This window comes from Hymenobacter baengnokdamensis (genome assembly GCF_008728635.1).
GTDB lineage: Bacteria > Bacteroidota > Bacteroidia > Cytophagales > Hymenobacteraceae > Hymenobacter > Hymenobacter baengnokdamensis.
Window position 1 is genome coordinate 1307522 of the sequence record NZ_CP044285.1, and the last position, 19869, is coordinate 1327390.

Genomic DNA, 19869 nt, shown 5'->3' on the forward strand with positions numbered 1-19869 from the left:
TTTTCACATTTAAAATTATCCAATCTTGCGCCCCGTATTAATGACGTTCACCGCATTAAAGCGCGAGGTAGCCGAGCCGTGGCTCACGGCCGATACCTGCGAGGGCTGGCCCTTGCCGTCGAAGAACGAGCCGAACAAGCGGTAGTCGCTCTGGTCGCACACGGCCGCGCACGAGTTCCAGAACTCCTGGGTATTGGCCTGGTAGGCTACGTCGTCGAGCATACCGGCAATCTTGCCTTTTTCGATGGCGTAGAACACCTGACCGCCAAACTGAAAGTTATAGCGCTGCTGGTCAATGGAGTAAGAGCCGCGTCCGGCAATATAGATGCCTTTGTCAACCTTGCTGATTAACTCATCCACGCTCATTTTGGCCGCGCCGGGGCGCAGGCTCACGTTGGGCATGCGCTGGAACTGCACCGTGCCCCACGAGTCGGCGTAGCAGCAGCCGTCGGAGGCGGTTTGGCCCACAATGTGCGCCTGGTCGCGGATTTTCTCATAATCCACCAGCTTGCCCTGGTCGATGAGCGTCCACTCCTTGGTTTTCACGCCCTCGTCGTCGTAGCCCACCGCCCCCAGCGAGCCGGGTTGCAGCTTGTCGGCTACAATGGTCACGTTCTTCGAGCCGTAGGGGATATTCTTCTTCTTCCAGTCGAGCGTGGCGAAGCTGGTGCCCGCGTAGTTGGCCTCGTAGCCCAGCACGCGGTCGAGCTCCAGCGGGTGGCCGATGCTCTCGTGAATGGTGAGGCCCAGGTGGTTGGGGTCGAGCACGAGGTCGTACTTGCCGGCCAGCACCGAGGTGGCCGTAAGCTTGGCCTTGGCCTGGCGGGCAGCCAGGGCCGCGTCTTCCAAAATGTCGTAGCTGTTACGGTAGCCCACCAGGCCGGTGCCGGCGGGCCCGGCTACCTTGTCGGCGGCCTGGGGCGCGAGGTACTCGTAGCCCAGGCCCATGGGCGAGCTCAGCGCGTCGCGGGTCTTAAACTTGCCGCTGGCCCGGTCGATGGCCGTGACCGAGAACGTGGGCCAGATGCGGTGCACATCCTGGTCGATGTACGAGCCGTCGGTGCTGGCAAAGTACTTCTGCTCATTAATTTGAAAGAGCGAAGAATTGACGAAGTTGGCCCCGTTGCCGAGCGCGGCGGCGTTGGCGGCCAGCAGCAGGTCGGCCTTCTGGGCTACCGGCACCTCAAAGGCATTCTGTTTGATGGGCGTTTTCCAGCTTACCTCCCCGTAGCCCTTTTGCGGAGCCAGGTTTACCGGCTCTTTCTGAGTTTTGGCGTTGGCTTTGGCCATGGCTACGGCCAGCCGGGCGGCCTGAGCCAGGCCAGCGTCGCTCACGTTGTTGGTAGCGGCGAAGCCCCAGCTGCCACTGGCAATCACGCGCACACCGGCCCCGAAGCTCTCGCCGCTGGCAATGTTCTGCACCTGCTTTTCGCGGGTAAAGATGCTCTGGTTGAGGTAGCGGCCGATGCGCACGTCGGCGTAGCTGGCGCCGGCGCTTTTGGCGGCGTTCAGGGCCACGTCGGCCAGGCGCTTTTTCTGAGCCACATCGAGGCCGGGCTCCAGCAGGCGGGCGGGGTCAACCAGCGTGCCGCCGAAGCCGGGAAAATTGGGCAGCAGCAGCGCGCCGGTGGCAAGGCCAGTAAGGCCCACAAAATCGCGTCGTTTCAAAGCGGAAAATAAATTAAAGGCAGCCGACAAAAACCGGCCGGCAAGATGGCATTTTTTTCACGAAAAAGACAGCCTGCCTGCTGGCACGTTGCAGCCCCGGCTTGCTCCTGCTGCCGAATTAGCTTAAAAATTCTTTGCTCCGGGCTTGCTGTCGCTCTTTCAAACCCTGCCGCGTAAAAGCAGGGCGGCAGGGCTGCTCCGAGTGTCACTTTACGCAGGGGTTGACTTTCGCGCGCTGGCTGCTATATTTCTTGCCCGCTCTCCCTTTCTCACCCGAGGTTGCCCGTTTATGAAAGTAAGTCAACTCCTTGCGCTCGGTAGTCTTAGCCTGCTGACGATGAGCAACAGCTGCAAAAAAGAGGACGATGTGGTGCCTTGCAATGCCTCGGCCGACGTGACGACCGCCCAGGTGACCGGCCTGCAGCTCAACATTATCGAGCCCGTACCCAACGTGGGGCAAACCAACGAGTACATTATCAACTCCAAAGCCGAGTACCAGGCGCTTTTTGCCTGCAAAAAGCTGCCCGCGATAGATTTTACGACCCATACCCTACTGGCCGGCAAAACCCGGACGCCCGCCGGCTGCCACTTGCTGGCGCAGCAGGTAACCCAGACCTGCACCGGCTACATCTACACCGTCAAGCTGGCCTCCGACGGAGGCAGCACCGCTACCAACGTTGTGTATTACGTGCTGCTGCCCAAGCTGCCGCTTGCGGCAAAAGTGGCGTTCGATGTGCAGCTGCCGCCCGTAGCGGCCAGCAGTGGGGAGGCCGCGGTTGATGTTGTGAAATGATTTTTAGTTAATGAAGCGGTTTAGGACTACTGAATTTAAGAGGGCATCCTGCTTCGACAAGTTCAGCAGGATGCCGTCTTGAATTTAGTAAATATTAAAAAATAACTATGTAAACTACTTGCCAAGCTGACCCAGCAATTCCTTCACGGCCGTATCGAGCTGGGAGTCGTGGCTGGTGTAGCTCTCGCCGATGGGACGGGTTACGGGCACATCGACGGGGCGGGGGTTCATTTCCATCACCTTGCCGTCGCGGGTCGAGCGCACGGTGCTGGTGGGCAGGCGTAGCGAGGAGCCGTCGAGCAGGGTGGTGCCGGAGGTGAAGATAATCCAGCCGCCAGTGGGCTCGCCCACGATTTTGCCCAGCTTCGAGGCCCGGTAGCCTTCGCTGAAATCCTCGGCATCCGACAGGGAGTGCTGGTTGGTGACGAGCACCGTGGGCAGCTCCAGGCTGCGCTGGCCGAGGGCACTGCGGGCCGGCACGGGCGTGGCCATGTCGCGGCTGGCCATGCTGAGGTAGCTGCGCCGGGCCAGCACATCAATGGCGTACACGTTCACGAAGCCGCCGTTGTTGTTGCGTACGTCTACCACTACCCCGTCGCGGGTCATGTTTTCCGCATCGAGGTCGAGGTAGAGCTGCGAGAGCGAGGCCGCCGACATATCGAACATGTGCACGTAGCCGAGCCGGCCGCCGCTGGCCTGGGCCACGTAGGCGCGGCGCTCTTCTACCCACTGCCGGTAGTCAAGGGCCTTCTCCGTCTCGCGGCTGAGCGGGCGCACCACTACCTCCCGCTCCTTGCCATCGGCCGCCGAAACGCGCAGCGTGGTGCGGCGGCCCACCTTGTATTGCAGCAACTCGTCGAGGTTGGTAGTGCCCGTGAGGGGGTGGCCATCCACGGCCAGCAGCACGTCGCCGGGCTTGAGGCCCGCCAGCGCCGCCGCGCCCAGCGGCAGCACGGTAGTGAGGCGCAGGCGGCCGTTTTGCTCGTATTCGGTAGCATCGAAGCGCACCCCCAGGCGGCCCGTGGCCGGAGCTACGGTGCCGGTGGGCGGCGCCGCCGGGCCCATGCCCGAGTGCGAGGCATTGAGTTCGCCAATCATCAGGTTTACCAGGCGGCGTACCTCATCCGGGGTGCGGGCCCCGGCGATGTAGGGCGCGAACTTCGCGTGTTGCGCCGGCCAATCGGTGCCGTTGAAGGTAGCATCGTTGAAGAAGTCGCGCAGGTAGGTCCAGGCTTCGTCAAACACCACGTTTTTCTCCTGCTCAAAGTCCACGTCCAGCTCGGCTGCCACGGCCACGGCGCGGGGCGTACCCTTACCGGTTTCCACAGGCACCACCTGAATGCGGCCCTGGTCGAGAAAATAGACTTCCTTGCTGTCGGGCGAAAACTGGGCCTCGCGCTTGGGACCGGCCGTAGAGGTAATCTGGCGGGCGGTGGTGGGCTCCTTGCTCAGCTCATCGAGCGGGTAAACATAAAGATTGGTCTGGTTCGACACCGTGGCCGTGAGCAGCAGCCACTTGCCGTCCGGACTGATGCGCTGCGAGCGCACATCGACCCCCACCGGCACGAGGCTCAGCCGGCGCCGAATATCGTCGAAAGTGATAGTAACGGGCGGTTTGGCCGGCGGAGTGCCGGCGGTAGCCAGCGCACCTTTCCGGCCTTTGCCGGCCCTGGCAGTCGCGCGGCTTGCTGGCTTTGCCGAGTCGGCCGCCGCCACTGGCAGGGGAGCCGGGGTAGCCGGCGCGGCGGGCTTGGCGGGCGGATTCTGGTTTTTATCGGGAGAAACGGGGCCGGGCACCGGCTCCTTAAACAGGTCGCGGAACTGGTCTTCGCGGAAGCGCGGCGTGCGCAGCTGCAAGTCGACGCGGGCTATCTGGGCATCCTCAGTACGCTGGCCGGTATCAAAAAGCAGGTACTTGCCATCGGGGCTCCACGAAAGCGAGTTGCTATTGGTATTTGCCAAAAAGCTCACCGGGCGGGCTGCGCCGCCGGCCGCGGGCACCACTTCTACGTTGGTGAAGCCTCGGGCGCCAGCCGGCGCAAAGGCCAGCCACCGGCCATCGGGCGACCACACGAACGAGCGCTCGGCGCTCAGCGGCGGGCGGCCAAAGCGGCCGGTGCCTACCACCCGCTCCTGCTTGCTGGCCAGGTCCAGCACCCGCAGTTCTTTGGCGTCGCGCTCGAAGGCCAGCAGCTTGCCATCGGGCGAAAAGCGGGGCTGCGCATCGTTCTTGGCGGCATTGGTAAGGCGGGTTTCTTGGCCGGTGGCGAAGGTGTAGCTGTACAAATGCCGGGCCCCGTCGCGGGCCGAGGCATACACCAGGCGGCGGCTGTCGGGCGTCCAGGCCAGGTCGGTTTCGGCCGTCACGGTCGTGGTGAGGCGGGTGGCCTCGCCGCCGTCGGCGGCCGAGGCCGCAAACACCTCGCCGTGCACAATAAAGGCCACTTTCTTGCCATCGGGCGAGAGCGCCAGCTCCTGCAGGCGGTCGGTGAAGCGCTGGCGCTCCACGCTCGGGCTGGCCGGCGCGCCCCGCCGCCGAATGGCCACCGGCTGCGCTTGGCCATTCTCCGTATTCAGGGTCCAGATGGCGAAGTCGCGCTCAAATACCACGAGCTTGCCATCGGCCGAAATGCTGGGCCACAGCACCCGGCCATCCTTGAAATTTGTTACCGGCTGCGAGGCCACCTTATCCAGGCCGATGGTCCAGATGTTTTCCGCCCCGCCCTGGTCGCTGGTGAAAAACAGCTTTTGGCCGGCCGGGCCCCACATGGGCCACAGAGCCTTAAAGCCCCCGTGGGTGAGGCCGGTGTAGGTGGGGCCACTCTTGCCCTCCTGTCGCAGCCAGATTTCCGACTCGTCGAGGTGGCTGTGGCCGTGCCGCCACCACTGGCCGGAGGCCACGCCCCGCGCCGCAAAAGCCAGCGTTTTGCCATCCGGACTGGGAGCGGCAAAAAACTCATTGGCGTAGCGGTCGGCCGATACGGCCGTGGGGGTGCCGCCGCCTACCGGCACGCGGTAAATATCGTTCATGCCCGATATATCGCGGCTGGTCGAGGAGTAGTACAGATACTTGCCGTCGGCCGACCACCCGTCGAGCTGGTCGAGGCCGTCGTCGAAGGTCAGCCGCTTGAGCTCGCCCGAGGCGAAGGTGAGCAGGTAGATGTCGCCGTTGCCGGTGCGCGTCGAGATGAACGCCAGCGACTTGCCATCGGGCGCATACAGCGGGCGGCTCTCGGTGGCGGGGTGGGCCACCAGCAGCCGGGCCTCGCCGCCGGCCACCGGCACCGTCCAGATATCACCGCCCGATACGAAAGCGATTTCCTGGCGGTCGGGCGAGATACCCGGCTCCGAAAACGAGGGTAGCGCCGCCGGCGGGGCGGCCAGCCCCACGGCTGGCAGCACTAGCAGCAAAGGCTGGCAAAGGCGGGGGAGGTATACGTTTTTAAATATATTTTGCAACTGCATAGCCGTGGCGGTAAGCGTGGAGGCTGCAAGGTAGAGCGCTGGCCTGCAATCGTTGCACAGCTGCCTGGCAAGTGCCGGCCGGCGGGTAAAAAATGCATAAAAAAGGGTTCTGACCGCCAGGTCAGAACCCTTTTCATCGCTGTCGCAGCCCTTGGGCAGGCTGCTGATAACTGCTATTGCTTCTGGAAGCGGCTGGTATAGGTTTGCTGCGTGCCGATAACGCGCACCACGTATAGGCCGGCGGCCAGGCTGCCCACACGCTGGCTGAGCTGCTGGCTAAGCTGCTCGACCGAGCCGGTGCCCTTCAGCACGAGGCTGCCCGTGGTGGTATACACGCTCAGGCTCAGGCTGGTACCGGCTTCAGGTACCTCCAGGCGTAGGGTATTGGTTACCGGGTTGGGGTACAGGCCCAGCGAGACGGTGCGCGCGGCCTGGGTAGCCAGCGCGTTGCCGGTGAAGGTATAGCGCGAGAAAACCGGGTAGTGGTCCGACGTGGTCGTGCTGTAGCCGGCAATCTGGGCCGCTACATCGGTGCGCACGGCTGCCGTGCCATTGAGGTAGTACGGAGCCATGTTTTTGTTGGCGATAACGTTGTCAATCACCGTTTTGAAGCTGGCCGTCGATTGCAGGCCGGCCTGGGCCAGCGGCAGCGTGATGGGCAGGTAGCTGGCATCGACCATGAAATTGTTGTACGACGAAACGGCCGGCGTTACCCCGGTGGCAATGGTGCCGTTGAGCACGTCGTTGTAGTCGCCCACGATAACAGTGTTCTCATTGGCGTGGTTTGTGTCCAGCTCGGCCTTCAGCAGCTCCGAGGCCAGCTTGCGGCGGGCGTAGTCGTTGGGCGAGGTGCTGGCGGCATTGGCCTTGGCATGAATCACGATGAAATTTACTTTCTTGGTTACGCCATCGAGCGTAACGTTGGCCGTCATCTTGTACGGGAAGCGGCCGCCGGCCCAGGCATTGTAGGCCGGGCAGGCCTGCACCTCAGTGCAGCGCAGCATCCCCATAAAAGTGGGGTTGCTCACGACATCGGTACGGTACACGAAAGCCAGCTTCTGGTCGTCCACGTAGTCGGGGTCGGAGGGGCTGTCGCCGTAGGAGCCGTAGCGCGATACCTGGAAGCTATACGGATGGCCGGTAGCCGTCGAGAGCTGGGCTACCACATTTTGCAGGCGTACGGTATCTACTACTTCGGCCAGCGCATACACGTCGGCGTTGAGCGTGGTCAGCACCTTTGCAATATTGGTTTGCTGCAGGGCTTTATCGGTGGGGCCGTGGCCTGCTACTACTGAGCCAAACCATTCCACGTTCCAGTTTACCAGCTCCAGGGTCTTGTTCAGGTCATACGTGTCGCCGCTCAGGGCTACGGTGGCTGGCGCGGCTGCCCCGGCCGTGGTCACCGTAAGGGTAGCGCTGTAGGTGGTTTGGGCTGTAGTGGGCAGAAAGCGCACCGTAACGGGCTTGCTGGTGGCATTCACCTCGGCTTTGGTCAGGGTGAGGGTGCTGGCAAAGGTGGTGCCGTCTTTGGAGAGCGTGAAGCCGGCGTTCGACGCGGTGAGGGTTACGTCGCCGGTAAGGTCGTTGGCCGATACGTTCACCGTCTGGGTGCTGCTGGTGCTCACGGCCTGGTAGCCGAAGGCCAGCCGGTTCACGTCGGTCAGCACCGTGGGGGCAGGCGGCGTGGCCGATTTGGTCAGCGAAATATCGTCAAGCGTCCAGCGGGCGGCGGCCGACGTAGTCGAAGCATACACGAACGCTACATAGACTTTGGCCCCTTTAAAGGCTGCCAGGTTGATGTTGGCGGTCTGCGTCCAGATATCGGAGCCCATGGCCGGGAACGGCACGTTGAGGTCGGTCCAGGTGGCGGCGCTGGGCGCGCCCGTGCCGCTGTAGTTGGTCGATACGCGCAGCTTCAGGCCGGGGCCGTTGAAGGCGGTGCGGCTCCAGAACGAGAGCAGCGGGTAGGGGTAGCTGGTAAGGTCGAAAGCCGGCGAGATAAACCAGTCTTCGTTCTCAATATTGCCCGAAGCGTAGCCGTTCATCTGCACGCCGTAGGGGGCCGGCGCGGCGCCGGCCGGGGCCTGCGGGTCGCGGCCGTAGCTGGTGCAGCTCCAGGTTTGGGCTCCGGTTACGCTGTATTGGCTCCAGCCATCGGTGAGCGTAGTGGCGCAGGTATTAAACTCAAACAGCGTCTGGTTGGGGTCGGCCCCGATACCGGTCAGCGTAACGGTGCGCGTAACGGCCCCGGTGCTGGTATGGGTAATGCTGCCCGTGGTGGTACCCACGGCGGTAGGCGCAAACTTCACGTACACCGTTTGGGCAGTAGCCAGCTCGGCGGGGGTGTAGCTCAGCGAAGCGCTGTAGGTAGTGTTGTTTTTGGAAAGCGTAAATGGCCCGGTAGCTGTCAGCGTGGTGGCCGTCGTCAGGTTGGCGCCGGTGAGCTGGTAGGTCTGGGCCGCCGACGAGGTCGTGATGTTCTGGCTGCCGAAGGCCAGCGTGTTGGGCGTAGCCTTGAGGGTGGGCGTAGTGGCGGAAGGCGTGTTCCAGCTCAGCGAAAAGTCGTCGATAGCCGAGCTGGGGCGGTTGAGCGAGCCAATGGTGGAATTGGGAGCGATAATGCGGATGGTTACCGGCCCGCTCTGGTCGTCGAGCTGGGTGTCGAAGCTGACGGTTACGGTGTTGTTGGAGAACGTCGCATTGCCGGTAGTGGCCGTGCTTGAGGCTACCGGGGTAAACGAGGTTGGGGCGGCACCCAGGCCATAGTCAACCTGCCAGGTAGCCGTGCGGGTAGACGTGCTGTCCAGCGATTGCAGCTTAAAAGTCAGTGAGAAGTCGGTTTTGCCGGTCGTGTTGGCGGCCTGAAACACAAAGGCCGGGCCGGCGCCCGTGGGCGGGGTAGCCGTGCTGGTGCCATCACCAAACGAGCCCGTCTGGCGCACGCCCAGGGCGCGGTTGGGCGCGGCCGTCTGGGCCGCAATGGTGGCGGCGCTACCCAGGCCCGTGGCCGAGGCAAAGTTCTTGAAGCCTGCGCCGGTAGCCGTCCAGGCCGTGGTGGTGCCCGGCGTGAGGATAAGCTGCGCCGCGGTGGGCGCCGTGCCCAGGCTGGTAGCCGACGCATTGGTGTATACGCTGAAGCCCGTTGGTAAGCCACGCGATAAATTGTCGAAATTCTCGACGTAGGGGCTGGTGCCAAGCGTAGCCTGGGCCCTGACCCCAAGCGCAGCCAGCAGCAGGCTGCCGGCCAGGCCAAAAGAGCGGAAACATTTCATCATGTGGAAACAGAGGAAAGAAGGTGAACAGCTGATGGATTTACTACCCGGCAAAAATAGTATTTTTCACCTTATATTCATGCGGCCTTACTGTTTCCAAATTGCTTACTTTTTTGCGCTGGCTCGGGTGAGTAGCGTAAATCGTGTAGATTCGTGCTGGATTAAGCTTAAAGTAGTAGGCGCGCCTACTACTTTATTTAAAAAACCGCATTACATTTAGCACCTCATTCTTCCCCACCTAACTTTTTGCATTCTATGCAAGTCAAATCTATACTCCTCGCAGGGGGGGCGCTGCTGGCAGCCTCATCGGGAGCCCAGGCCAGCGGCTTCCAGGTAGGCCTCACCGGCCAGAAGAACGTGGCTATGGGCGGCACCGGTACTGGCTTGTACCTCGACCAGGCTTCGCAGTTTTACAACCCCGGCGCGTTTGCGTTTGCGCCTACCGGCTTTCAGGTGGGCGGCAACATGGCTATTCCGCGCATCTCCTTTCGGCCCGATGCGGCCGACCAGGGGCAGCGTAATTTGCAGAATACCAATGTATTCCCCTTTAGCGGCTTCATCGGCTTCGGCCCGAAGGAAGGCAAATGGCGCCTTGGGGCCGGCGTGTACACGCCTTTTGGCAGCGAGGTGCATTACCAGCCGGGCTGGGAAGGGCGCTATGCGCTCACCGACATCAACCTGCGCTCGGTATTTGTGCAGGCTACGGCGGCCTATGCCATCACGCCTCAGGTGAGCGTGGGCGCGGGCCTCGTGATGCTGGCTATGGGCAGCGTAGACCTGCAGCGTGATATACCCCTGCAGGCGCAGGGCAGCACGACGCCGGCGCACGCGCAGCTCACCGGCAATGCCGACCACAAGCTGGGCTATAATGCCGGCATTCTGTTTAAGCCATCGGAAAAGCTAAGCCTGGGCATCAGCTACCGCTCGGCTATTGATGCGCACGTGGGCAGCGGCGACATTACACTGACCAACCTGCCGGCCTCGGCCCGCAGCAACTTCTCGGCAACCAGCTTCGACGTGACGCTGCCCCTGCCCGATGTATATAGCGTAGGCCTGGGTATCCGCCCCAACGATAAGCTGACGCTGGCTTTCGACGCCAACCTCGTGGGCTGGAGCCGCTACCAGTCGCTCGACTTTACGTACGCCGGCGGGGTGCTGGGAGGAGCCGCTACTTCTTCTTCCAAGCGCGAGTACCAGGACGCCCTGGCTTTCCGGGTGGGAGCGCAGTACAAGATTACCGACAACTTTACAGTGCGGGCCGGTACCTTCTACGACATGAGCTGCGTGCGGGACGGCTTCGTAACGCCCGAAACGCCCGATGCCGACCGCCTGGGCCTGACTGCCGGCTTCACGTACGCCTTCGGTCAGCGCTTTGGCCTCGATGCCTCCTTCCTGTTCGAAGACTTTATGAAGCGCAGCCAGACGCAGGATGACCTCATCAGCAATGGTACGACCGACCGCGTGGCCGGCACCTACAAAACGACCATCAGCGTGCCCGGCGTAGGGCTGTACATGAAATTCTAATCCTGTCATTTTCCTACCCATGACGACTTTATTCCCTCTGCATAAAACTGCCCGGCCGGCGCTGGCGCTACTAGGCCTGGGCCTGGGTCTGGCCGGCTGCCAGTCTAACCTGGACGCAACTGCCCCGGCTGCTTCGGCCGGCCCGCTCGACTTCACGAGCTACGTAGCAATCGGCAACTCGCTCACCTCGGGCTACAGCGACGGTGGCCTCTACAACGAAGTGCAGGCCGTTTCTTACCCGGCTTTGCTGGCTCAGCAGTTTGGCACTACCGGCAAGGGCCCGGCCAACTTCGTGCAGCCCGCCTTTTCGAGCGCCAAAAAAGATGGCTCGGGCTACATTAAGCTGCAAGTGGTAAATGGCGCGCTGGCTCCGGTGGTGCCGTCGGCTGCCAATAGCTACTTAGGTGAGCAAGTAGCTTACACGGGGGCTAACCCTACCTTCCCGTCTGAGCTGGAAGCCTATACCGGCAACCAGCCCGACAACCTGGGAGTGCCCGGTATTTCGGTGCTAAGCGCCAGTGCCAAAGCCTCTACGGTGCCCCTGATAGCCGGGGCTGCTCAGGCCTACGGCACCCTCAATAACTTTTACCAGCGCCTGCTGCCGCCGGCCGACCGGGGCAGCAAGGACTACGTGACGTACATCGGGCAGAAAAATCCGACTTTTTTCACCTGCTGGCTGGGTAATAACGACGTGCTTACCTACGCCACCAATGGCGGCGTGGTAGACCCGGCCAACCCGTTCAGCAACATGACCGATACCACCAGCTTCGGGCGGGGCTACCGCGATATTCTCTCTACCATTACCAAAGCTGGTACGGTGAAGGGTGCGGTGGCGAATATCCCGAACGTGACGAATATTCCGTATTTCACCACGGTGCCGGTTGCCACAGTAATTGCCGGTATCAAGGCCAACCCGGCCCTGCCCAATGCAGCGGGCGCCAGCCTGTACATCACCACGGGCACCGGCACCGTGCGTGAGGCTACCTCGGCCGACCTGTTGACGCTGCCGGCCCAGTCCGTTATTGGTACGCCCAGCACCACTAACCCTTTCCCAGTGGGCGTGGGTTATTCGGCTACGCAGGCCAACCCCCTGCCCAGCAAGTATGTGCTCGATGCTACGGAAGCTGCCGCAGTAGTAGCGCGCACGGCGCAGCTCAACACGATTATTGCTAAAACTGCCCTGCGCTTTAAAGTGCCGGTTGTAGATATGAGCACGTTCTTTACCAGTATTGCCACGCGGGGTATTACGACCAATGCCGTAAACAACTCGGCTGCCTTCGTGACCGGCAACCTTTTCTCCCTCGATGGGGTGCACCCCACGCCCCGCGGCTACGCCGTAGTGGCCAACGAGTGGATTCGGGTAATTAACAATTACTACGGCTCAACTATCCCGAGCCTGGACCCCAACATTTACCGGGGCGTGCTGCTGCCCTAAGTTGTAGCTCCGGTATTGAAGCTGACTGAAAAGCGCCTCCCGAACTGGAGGCGCTTTTTTTAGGGTTGGTAGCTGCTTGGTAGCTTTCCGGTAGCGCGGACTTTTAGTCCGCGAGTTAAAGCAAATCAGGGAGCAATATATAGCCGGGTGCAGCGTCTGGGCGTTGTTGAAAGCGCAGCTCTGGTCGTTCAACGCCGAGACGCAAGGATGCGTCTCTACAGGGCCCTACTTTGCTGTGGGAGGCTTGGGGTACTCGCGGACTGAAAGCCCGCGCTACTGCCCGGCCATGCACGGAGGCCGAAACCGCGCTGGACTACGATAGTCGGCATTTCGCGCCGCGTGCTTATCTTCGTAGTCGCTGCTATCCAGAAAGACCGAGGGACCAGGCCCGATGACGTCTTGGCAACCTACCCCGAGTAGGTGCCAACTCCTGTTCGGCCAGTCACTTAGGCCGGAGAAGATATCAGCCGGAACCTGCGCCGCCCGGCGCGGCTTTCTTTCTGGATAGGAGCTGCTTGCACCTGTTTTGCTTTCAGAAAGAATATGTCCGCCGCTGCCGCTGTTGCCCCAGACTCTACCGCTGTTTCTCCGCTGCCTGCGCTTATGCGCCAGCGCCTGCTCGTGCTGGATGGTGCCATGGGCACCATGATTCAGCGCTACCCGCTCGAAGAAGAAGACTTTCGGGGTGCCCGCTTTGCCGACCATCCGCGCCCGCTGCGCGGCAACAACGACCTGCTGAGCCTGACGCGGCCCGACATTATCCGGGCCATTCATGCCGAATATTTTGAGGCCGGGGCCGATATGGTCGAAACCAACACCTTCTCGGGCACTACCATTGCGCAGGCCGACTACGGCCTGGAGCACATAGTATATGAGCTGAACTACGAGTCGGCGCGCCTGGCCCGCGAGGTGGCCGACGAGTTTACGGCCCGCACACCGGGGCAGCCGCGCTTCGTGGCCGGCGCCATCGGCCCTACCAACCGCACCGCCTCGCTCTCGCCCGATGTGAATCGCCCCGGCTTCCGGGCCGTGACGTTTGACGAGCTGGCTACCGCCTACCTGGAGCAGGCGCGCGGCCTTGTGGAAGGCGGCGTCGATGCGCTGCTCATCGAAACCATCTTCGATACGCTCAACGCCAAGGCCGCGCTCTTCGCGGTGCAGCAGTTTTTCAACGAGGGCGGCCGGGTGGTGCCGGTTATGATTTCGGGCACCATCACCGATGCCTCGGGCCGCACCCTGAGCGGCCAAACGGTGGAGGCTTTTTGGCACAGCATCAAGCACTTGCCTTTGCTGAGCGTGGGCCTCAACTGTGCGCTTGGCGCCGACCAGCTGAAGGGGTACGTGCGCGAGCTGGCCCGCCTGGCCGACGTGCCCGTGTCGGCCTACCCCAACGCGGGCCTGCCCAATGCCTTCGGCGGCTACGACGAGAGCGCCCAGGAATTTGCGGCGCTGGTCGAGGACTACCTCAGGGAAGGCCTGCTCAACGTGGTGGGCGGCTGCTGCGGCACCACGCCCCAGCACATTGCCGAGCTGAAAAAGCTGGCCGCTAAGTACCCGGCGCGGACGGTGGCCTCCGAAAGTGTTGAAGTGTCGGTGGATGGCCTCGTGGATGGGGCGACGCTCAATCCGCATACGTCGCTTAGCCTCGCCGGCCTCGAACCCTTCAACATCACGCCCGAGAGCCTGTTTGTCAACATCGGCGAGCGCTGCAACGTGACGGGCTCGCGGGCGTTTGCGCGGCTCATTCGGGCGGGCGACTACGAGGCGGCGCTGGCCGTGGCCCGCGACCAGGTAGAAAACGGTGCGCAGGTGCTCGACATCAACATGGACGAGGGCATGCTCGACTCGGAGGCCGTGATGACGACCTTCCTGCACCTCATCGCCTCGGAGCCCGACATTGCCCGCCTGCCCATCATGATTGACTCCTCGAAGTGGAGCGTGATTGAGGCCGGGCTGAAGTGCGTGCAGGGCAAGAGTATAGTAAATTCCATATCTTTGAAAGAGGGCGAGGAGCGCTTTCGGCACCACGCCCGGCTGGTGCGCCAGTACGGCGCGGCCGTGGTGGTGATGGCCTTCGACGAAAACGGCCAGGCCGACAGCTACGAGCGGCGCATTGAAATCTGCCAGCGCTCGTATGATATTCTGACCCAGGAAGTAGGCTTCCCGGCCGGGGATATCATCTTCGACCCGAACATCCTGACCGTGGGCACGGGCCTGGAAGAGCACCGCAACTACGCGCTCGACTTTATCGCGGCGGTGAAGTGGATAAAGGCGAACCTGCCCGGCGTGCGCACCAGCGGCGGTGTGAGTAATATCTCCTTCTCGTACCGCGGCAACGACGTGGTGCGCGAGGCCATGCACGCGGCCTTCCTCTACCACGCCATCCGGGCGGGGCTCGATATGGGCATCGTGAACGCCGGCCAGCTGGCGGTGTACGACGAGATTCCGAAAGACTTGCTGGAGCTGTGCGAAGACGTGCTGCTCAACCGTCGGCCCGATGCCACCGAGCGCCTCGTGGACTTTGCCGAAACGGTGAAGCAGAAAGGCAAAGTAGAAGTGGTGGCCGATGCTTGGCGCAGCCTGCCCGTGGCCGAGCGCCTGCAGCACGCCCTGGTGCGCGGCATCACCGAGTTTATCGACCAGGACACCGAGGAGGTGCGCCAGCAGCTGGCCCGCCCGCTCGATGTGATTGAGGGCCCGCTGATGGCCGGCATGAACGTGGTCGGCGACCTGTTCGGAGCCGGCAAGATGTTTTTGCCGCAGGTGGTGAAATCGGCCCGCGTGATGAAAAAAGCCGTGGCCTACCTCGAGCCCTACCTGCTGGCCGACAAGCGCGGCCAGGAGCGCCAGACGGCCGGTAAAATCCTGCTGGCCACCGTGAAAGGCGACGTGCATGACATCGGTAAGAACATCGTGGGCGTGGTGCTGGCCTGCAACAACTTCGACATCGTGGACCTGGGCGTGATGGTGCCGCTGGAGCGCATTCTGGACGAAGCCCAGAAGCAGGGGGCCGACATTATCGGCCTGAGCGGCCTCATCACGCCCTCGCTCGATGAGATGGTGTACGTGGCCCGCGAGATGGAAAAGCGCCGGCTGCAAGTGCCGCTGCTCATCGGCGGGGCCACGACCTCGCGCCTGCACACGGCCGTGAAGATTGCGCCCGCTTACTCGGGCTCAGCGGTTTACGTAAACGATGCCTCGCGCTCAGTAGGTGTGGCGGCCAGCCTGCTCGGCTCGGGCAAAGCGGCCTATACCCAGACCATCCGCGACGAGTACCAGGCTCTGCGCGAAGACCACGCCAGCCGCCAGCGCGAGAAAAGCTACCTCAGCATCGAAGCCGCCCGCCAAAACGGCTTCCGGGCCGACTGGGAAACGGCGCCCATCACCCGGCCCAGCTTCCTGGGTACGCAGGTGCTGGATAACTACCCGCTCGACGAGCTGGCCCGCTACATCGACTGGACGCCCTTCTTCCATACCTGGGAGCTGAAGGGCCGCTACCCGCGCATTCTGGACGATGAGAACCTGGGCGAGGCCGCCCGCCGCCTCTTCGACGATGCCCAGAAGATGCTGGCCGAAGTCATTGCCAACAAGAGCCTCACGGCCCGCGCCGTGCTGGGCTTCTGGCCCGCCAACACCGTCGATTACGATACCATCGAGGTGTACGAGGACGATACCCGCCAGCAGGTGCGCGACGAGTTCTTTACCCTGCGCCAGCAGGGCGAAAAGGCGCCCGGCGTGCATAATATAGCATTTTCTGATTATTTAGCCCCGAAAGAAACCGGCCGGGCCGACTACCTCGGCGGCTTTGCCGTAACGGCCGGCCTGGGCATCGAGAAGCTGATTGAGCAGTACGAGGCCGACCACGACGACTACTCCAGCATCATGATAAAGGCCCTGGCCGACCGCCTGGCCGAAGCCTTTGCCGAGCGCCTGCATCAGCGCGTGCGGGAAGAGTTCTGGGGGTATTCGCCCAATGAGAACCTGAGCGGCGAGGCGCTGATTAAGGAGGAGTACCGGGGCATCCGGCCGGCGCCCGGCTATCCCGGCTGCCCCGACCATACCGAGAAAATTACGCTTTTCCGCTTGCTCGACGCTGAGAAGCAGACGGGTATTACGCTCACCGAAAACCTGGCCATGTACCCCACGGCGGCCGTGAGCGGCCTGTACTACGCTCACCCGGCCGCCCGGTATTTTGGCCTCGGCAAAATCGGGCGCGACCAGGTGGCCGATATAGCCGAACGGAAAAAAATGCCGCTGCCCGAGCTGGAGCGCTGGCTGATGCCGAACCTGAACTACGACCCGGCCTAATGTAGCGCGGACTCGGCGAGTCCGCGCGTGTCATCACCCGAACGTTATTACGCGCGGACTCGCAGAGTCCGCGCTACGTGTATGAAAGTAACTGAACACCTGCGCCGTGCCAACGGCAAAACCCTGTTTTCCTTTGAGGTGCTGCCCCCGCGCAAGGGCGAAAATATCCACAGCCTGTTTGCGAATATCGAGCCGCTGATGGAGTTTAAGCCGCCATTTATTGACGTCACGTACCACCGCGAGGAGTTTGTGCTGCGCGAGCGGCCGGGCGGGTTGTTGCAGCGCAAGGCCGTGCGCAAGCGGCCGGGCACGGTGGGCATCTGCGCGGCCATCAAAAACCGCTTTGATGTAGATACCGTGCCGCACCTTATCTGCGGCGGCTTTGCCAAGGAAGAAACCGAGAACGCGCTGATTGACCTGCACTTTCTGGGCATTGATAACGTGCTGGCCCTGCGCGGCGACCCAATTAAGAGCGAAGGCCACTTTCAGCCGCACCCCGATGGCCACACCTACGCCTGCGACCTCATCAGCCAGATTGCGGCCCTCAACCACGGCCGCTACCACGACCACGACGAGCAGTACCAGCCCGAAGGCGCGGAGCCGATTCTGTGCACCGATTTCTGCATTGGCACGGCCGGCTACCCGGAAAAGCATTTCGAGGCGCCCAATATGGGTTCGGACATTCGTTTCCTGAAGGAAAAAATAGACCGGGGCGCCGACTATATCGTGACCCAGATGTTTTTCGACAACGAGGAATTCTTCAAGTTTGAGAAGCGCTGCCGGACGGCGGGCATTACGGTACCCATCATTCCGGGCCTCAAGCCGTTAACCACTAAAAGCCAGCTTATTGGCTTGCCGCGCGCGTTCTTCCTCAGCATTCCGGAGGCGCTGGCCGAGGCCATTCACCAGGCCAAAGACAACGCCGCCGCCCGCGAGGTCGGCATCGAGTGGTGCCTCAACCAGAGCCGCGAGCTGATGGCCCACGGCGTACCCTGCCTGCACTACTACTCAATGGGCAAAGCGGAGTCTATTCGCCGCGTAGCAGCCGGACTGTTTTAATGATTAATGACTTAATGGTCAATGGTTAGTGTTGTGCTGGACCTAGGGATTACAGAACAACATTAACCATTGACCATTACTTAAACTTCCCTTCCGGGTCGGGCTGCTTGGCCATGAGCTCGGTCAGGAACTGAAAATCGAGGCTGGATAGGCTGAGATTCTGCCCTTTATGGAGGGCTTTCCAGGCCCCGGCGTAGTTTTCCTGGTAGTAGCGCACGCGCGCCTGCGTTTGCCAGGCGTTGGCATTGGAAGAGTCGGCCAGCAGGGCCCGCTGGGCGTAGTCGCTGGCCTGGGTCAGCTCCTTCTTCTTCTTGGTTTGCTCGTAGCGGCCCAGCGCGGTATTGGCGGCATCGGTGAGCAGCAGCGGGTTGGTGGGCGCTACGGCCAGGCCTTGCAGCACCAGGGCCTGAATGGCTTCGGTAGGGGTATTGGGCCGCTGGCTCAGCACCACGGCCAGGCCCCGGTAAGGCTCGGGGTTTTTGGGGTCGAGCACCCAGGCCAGGTTAAAGCGCACTACTGCTGTATCGGGCTGGTTTTCCTGTAGATATTCATAGCCCTTCTGGCTGAAAAACTTGCTGGCTTCGGGCCGCGAGGGAAAGCTGCGGTCTACATCGGCCAGCACGGCGGGCCCCACCAGCTGCTGCGCCTGGGCCAGCGTGAGGCCCCCAAAAAGCGGCTGCAAGCGCTGCGGTCCCGCCGGTGGCGGGGTGTTTTTGCTGCCTTTTTGGGCGTGGGCCGGCAGCCCGAGCGCCGCTAATAACAAGAGGAGAGCCGCGCCGCGCCGGGCACCGGGAGTTAGCCAAAAAAACACGTAGATAGCTAGTTAGAAAGTCTGGTAAAAGGAAAACGGCTAAGCCGGGGCCAGACAAAAATAAGGCGAAGCGAAGGAAGTAGGAAAAGGACGCCGCAGGCACCGGCGGCAAGGGCGCCTGCCACTGCCTGCCGGCGCGCTTTGCCTACCACAGGCGGGTGTCGGTGATGCCGGGCGGCAGCGGCGCTATGCTGCCCAGGCCCAGCACGCACCAGCCGGCTTCCACGCCAAAGGCGCCGCCGGGCATTACGTAGCTAACCCAGCGCAGGAGCGTCTGGCCGCTGTAAATGTGAGTGTCGGGGTCATATTCCCTGATTAACAAGGCGTCGCCGACCTGAAAGTCGCAGTCGTTTTCGCGCACGTCGAAAGGCTTGGTGCCAGCCGCTACGGCCGTGAAGCAGGGCGTCCAGAGCTGAAGCTCGTGGGTGCGCGTGCGGGCAGTGGTAACGGTCGACGTGGGAGAGGAGGTATAGGGTCGCATAGGAGAGGAAGGCTGGTAAAAAAGGGCCGAATTATGTAATTTACGTAGAAAGCCCGACAACTACTATTACCGGCGTGTTAAGAGTGCCTGGTTACCACCCGGCCGTGCCGGCTTTTCAGCCCTTTATGAAGCTTTCTTTTCGCCGGCTCGCCCTACCGCCGCTGGGCCTGCTGCTGGCTACCGTAACCCTGCTGCTGGCCAACGAGTGGGCCGTGGCTCGCAGCAGCCACCGCATTGCCGATGTGCCCTACGTAGCGGCCTCCGCCCCCGATTTCGACGCCAGGCGCCACCGTCTCGATATTTACCAGCCTACCAAAAAAGCCGCGGCGGCCCGGCCGGTGGTACTTTTTATTCATGGCGGGAGCTGGAACAGCGGCAGCAAAGACGATATTCTGTACCGGGCTATTGGCCGGCGGCTGGCCCGCCGGGGCTTTGTGGGCGTGGTTATCAGCTACCGGCTTGCGCCGCAGGTGCTGGTGCCGCAGCAGGCCGACGACTGTGCCCGCGCCCTGGCCTGGACGGTGGCGCACATTAGCGCGTATGGCGGCGACCCGGCCCGCATCGTCCTCATGGGGCACTCGGCCGGGGGCGGGCTGGCCGCGCTGCTGGCCACGGGCTCCGATACGCTGCTGGCCCGGCACGGCCTGCCCGCCCACGCCGCCCACGCGGTGCTGCTCGACGACCCGGCCGGCCTCGACATGCTCGACTACCTCACCAAGATGCAGTATCCTAATGATGCACAGTACCTGGTGCCCTTCAGCAAAGACCCGGCGGTGTGGCGGCAGGCTTCGGCGCTCTACCATATGCGGGCCGGGGCTCCGGCGTTTAGTATATATATCGGCGGCGATACGTACCCAAGTATTAGCAGCAGCGGCGAGAAGTTCCGGCAGCGGCTGGCGCAGCTGGGCGAAGCACCCCGCTACACCGTGCTGCCCGGCAAGAAGCATATCGGGATGGTGACGCAGCTCTTGTTTGAGAAAAACCAGCTGTATGCCGAGCTGGAAAGATTAGCTCAGTAAGGCCCCAAAAAGAACCTCATGCTGCGCACCGCGC

General features: G+C 62.3%; 11 protein-coding genes and 1 riboswitch. Of the genes, 6 read left to right on the forward strand and 5 right to left on the reverse strand.

Features of this window, described 5'->3' with window-relative positions:
- Positions 1–15: 15 nt before the first annotated feature.
- Complete coding sequence (locus F6X24_RS05595; RefSeq protein WP_151087075.1) at positions 16–1668, reverse strand: TldD/PmbA family protein; 1653 nt, start codon at positions 1666–1668, stop codon at positions 16–18.
- Positions 1669–1957: 289 nt separating this feature from the next.
- Between F6X24_RS05595 and F6X24_RS05600 the strand changes: the two genes are divergently transcribed.
- The gene (locus tag F6X24_RS05600; RefSeq protein ID WP_151087076.1) at positions 1958–2461 is read left to right on the forward strand and encodes a hypothetical protein; all 504 of its coding nucleotides are present in this window, start codon (positions 1958–1960) and stop codon (positions 2459–2461) included.
- Between the two features lie 114 nt (positions 2462–2575).
- On the opposite strand, the gene F6X24_RS05605 is transcribed toward F6X24_RS05600, so the two are convergent.
- Complete coding sequence (locus tag F6X24_RS05605; protein WP_229725488.1) at positions 2576–5863, reverse strand: S41 family peptidase; 3288 nt, start codon at positions 5861–5863, stop codon at positions 2576–2578.
- Between the two features lie 236 nt (positions 5864–6099).
- On the reverse strand, positions 6100–9201 hold the full coding sequence (locus F6X24_RS05610; protein WP_151087078.1) for a T9SS-dependent choice-of-anchor J family protein: 3102 nt from the start codon (positions 9199–9201) through the stop codon (positions 6100–6102).
- A gap of 252 nt (positions 9202–9453) precedes the next feature.
- On the opposite strand from F6X24_RS05610, the gene F6X24_RS05615 reads away from it, so the two are divergent.
- The 4 genes from F6X24_RS05615 (at position 9454) to metF (ending at position 17524) form a co-directional block, all read left to right on the forward strand.
- Entirely contained in the window at positions 9454–10722 is a 1269-nt protein-coding gene (locus F6X24_RS05615) for an OmpP1/FadL family transporter (RefSeq protein ID WP_151087079.1), read from the forward strand.
- 19 nt (positions 10723–10741) lie between these two features.
- Positions 10742–12157 carry an SGNH/GDSL hydrolase family protein gene (locus tag F6X24_RS05620; protein ID WP_151087080.1) on the forward strand — a complete coding sequence of 472 codons (1416 nt, stop codon included), beginning with the start codon at positions 10742–10744 and terminating at the stop codon, positions 12155–12157.
- Between the two features lie 358 nt (positions 12158–12515).
- A riboswitch (SAM riboswitch) is annotated at positions 12516–12624 on the forward strand.
- A gap of 76 nt (positions 12625–12700) precedes the next feature.
- Positions 12701–16465 carry a methionine synthase gene (metH, locus tag F6X24_RS05625; RefSeq protein WP_151087081.1) on the forward strand — a complete coding sequence of 1255 codons (3765 nt, stop codon included), beginning with the start codon at positions 12701–12703 and terminating at the stop codon, positions 16463–16465.
- 81 nt (positions 16466–16546) lie between these two features.
- A complete protein-coding gene (gene metF / locus F6X24_RS05630; protein ID WP_151087082.1) occupies positions 16547–17524 on the forward strand; it encodes a methylenetetrahydrofolate reductase [NAD(P)H] in 978 nt (325 codons plus the stop codon).
- Between the two features lie 76 nt (positions 17525–17600).
- Here the strand turns inward: metF and F6X24_RS05635 are convergent, their stop codons facing one another.
- Both F6X24_RS05635 and F6X24_RS05640 read right to left on the reverse strand, forming a co-directional pair.
- On the reverse strand, positions 17601–18335 hold the full coding sequence (locus tag F6X24_RS05635; RefSeq protein WP_151087083.1) for a tetratricopeptide repeat protein: 735 nt from the start codon (positions 18333–18335) through the stop codon (positions 17601–17603).
- Between the two features lie 145 nt (positions 18336–18480).
- Positions 18481–18816, reverse strand: a complete 336-nt coding sequence (locus F6X24_RS05640; protein WP_151087084.1) for an ASCH/PUA domain-containing protein — start codon at positions 18814–18816, stop codon at positions 18481–18483.
- A gap of 125 nt (positions 18817–18941) precedes the next feature.
- Between F6X24_RS05640 and F6X24_RS05645 the strand changes: the two genes are divergently transcribed.
- The gene (locus tag F6X24_RS05645; RefSeq protein WP_151087085.1) at positions 18942–19835 is read left to right on the forward strand and encodes an alpha/beta hydrolase; all 894 of its coding nucleotides are present in this window, start codon (positions 18942–18944) and stop codon (positions 19833–19835) included.
- Positions 19836–19869: the final 34 nt, after the last annotated feature.

Excerpts from the sequence above, each read along its gene's own strand:
- F6X24_RS05600 (WP_151087076.1), top strand. The coding sequence starts at position 1,958 with ATGAAAGTAAGTCAACTCCTTGCGCTCGGTAGTCTTAGCCTGCTGACG.
- F6X24_RS05610 (WP_151087078.1), bottom strand. The coding sequence starts at position 9,201 with ATGATGAAATGTTTCCGCTCTTTTGGCCTGGCCGGCAGCCTGCTGCTG.
- F6X24_RS05615 (WP_151087079.1), top strand. The coding sequence starts at position 9,454 with ATGCAAGTCAAATCTATACTCCTCGCAGGGGGGGCGCTGCTGGCAGCC.
- F6X24_RS05620 (WP_151087080.1), top strand. The coding sequence starts at position 10,742 with ATGACGACTTTATTCCCTCTGCATAAAACTGCCCGGCCGGCGCTGGCG.
- metH (WP_151087081.1), top strand. The coding sequence starts at position 12,701 with ATGTCCGCCGCTGCCGCTGTTGCCCCAGACTCTACCGCTGTTTCTCCG.
- metF (WP_151087082.1), top strand. The coding sequence starts at position 16,547 with ATGAAAGTAACTGAACACCTGCGCCGTGCCAACGGCAAAACCCTGTTT.
- F6X24_RS05640 (WP_151087084.1), bottom strand. The coding sequence starts at position 18,816 with ATGCGACCCTATACCTCCTCTCCCACGTCGACCGTTACCACTGCCCGC.
- F6X24_RS05645 (WP_151087085.1), top strand. The coding sequence starts at position 18,942 with ATGAAGCTTTCTTTTCGCCGGCTCGCCCTACCGCCGCTGGGCCTGCTG.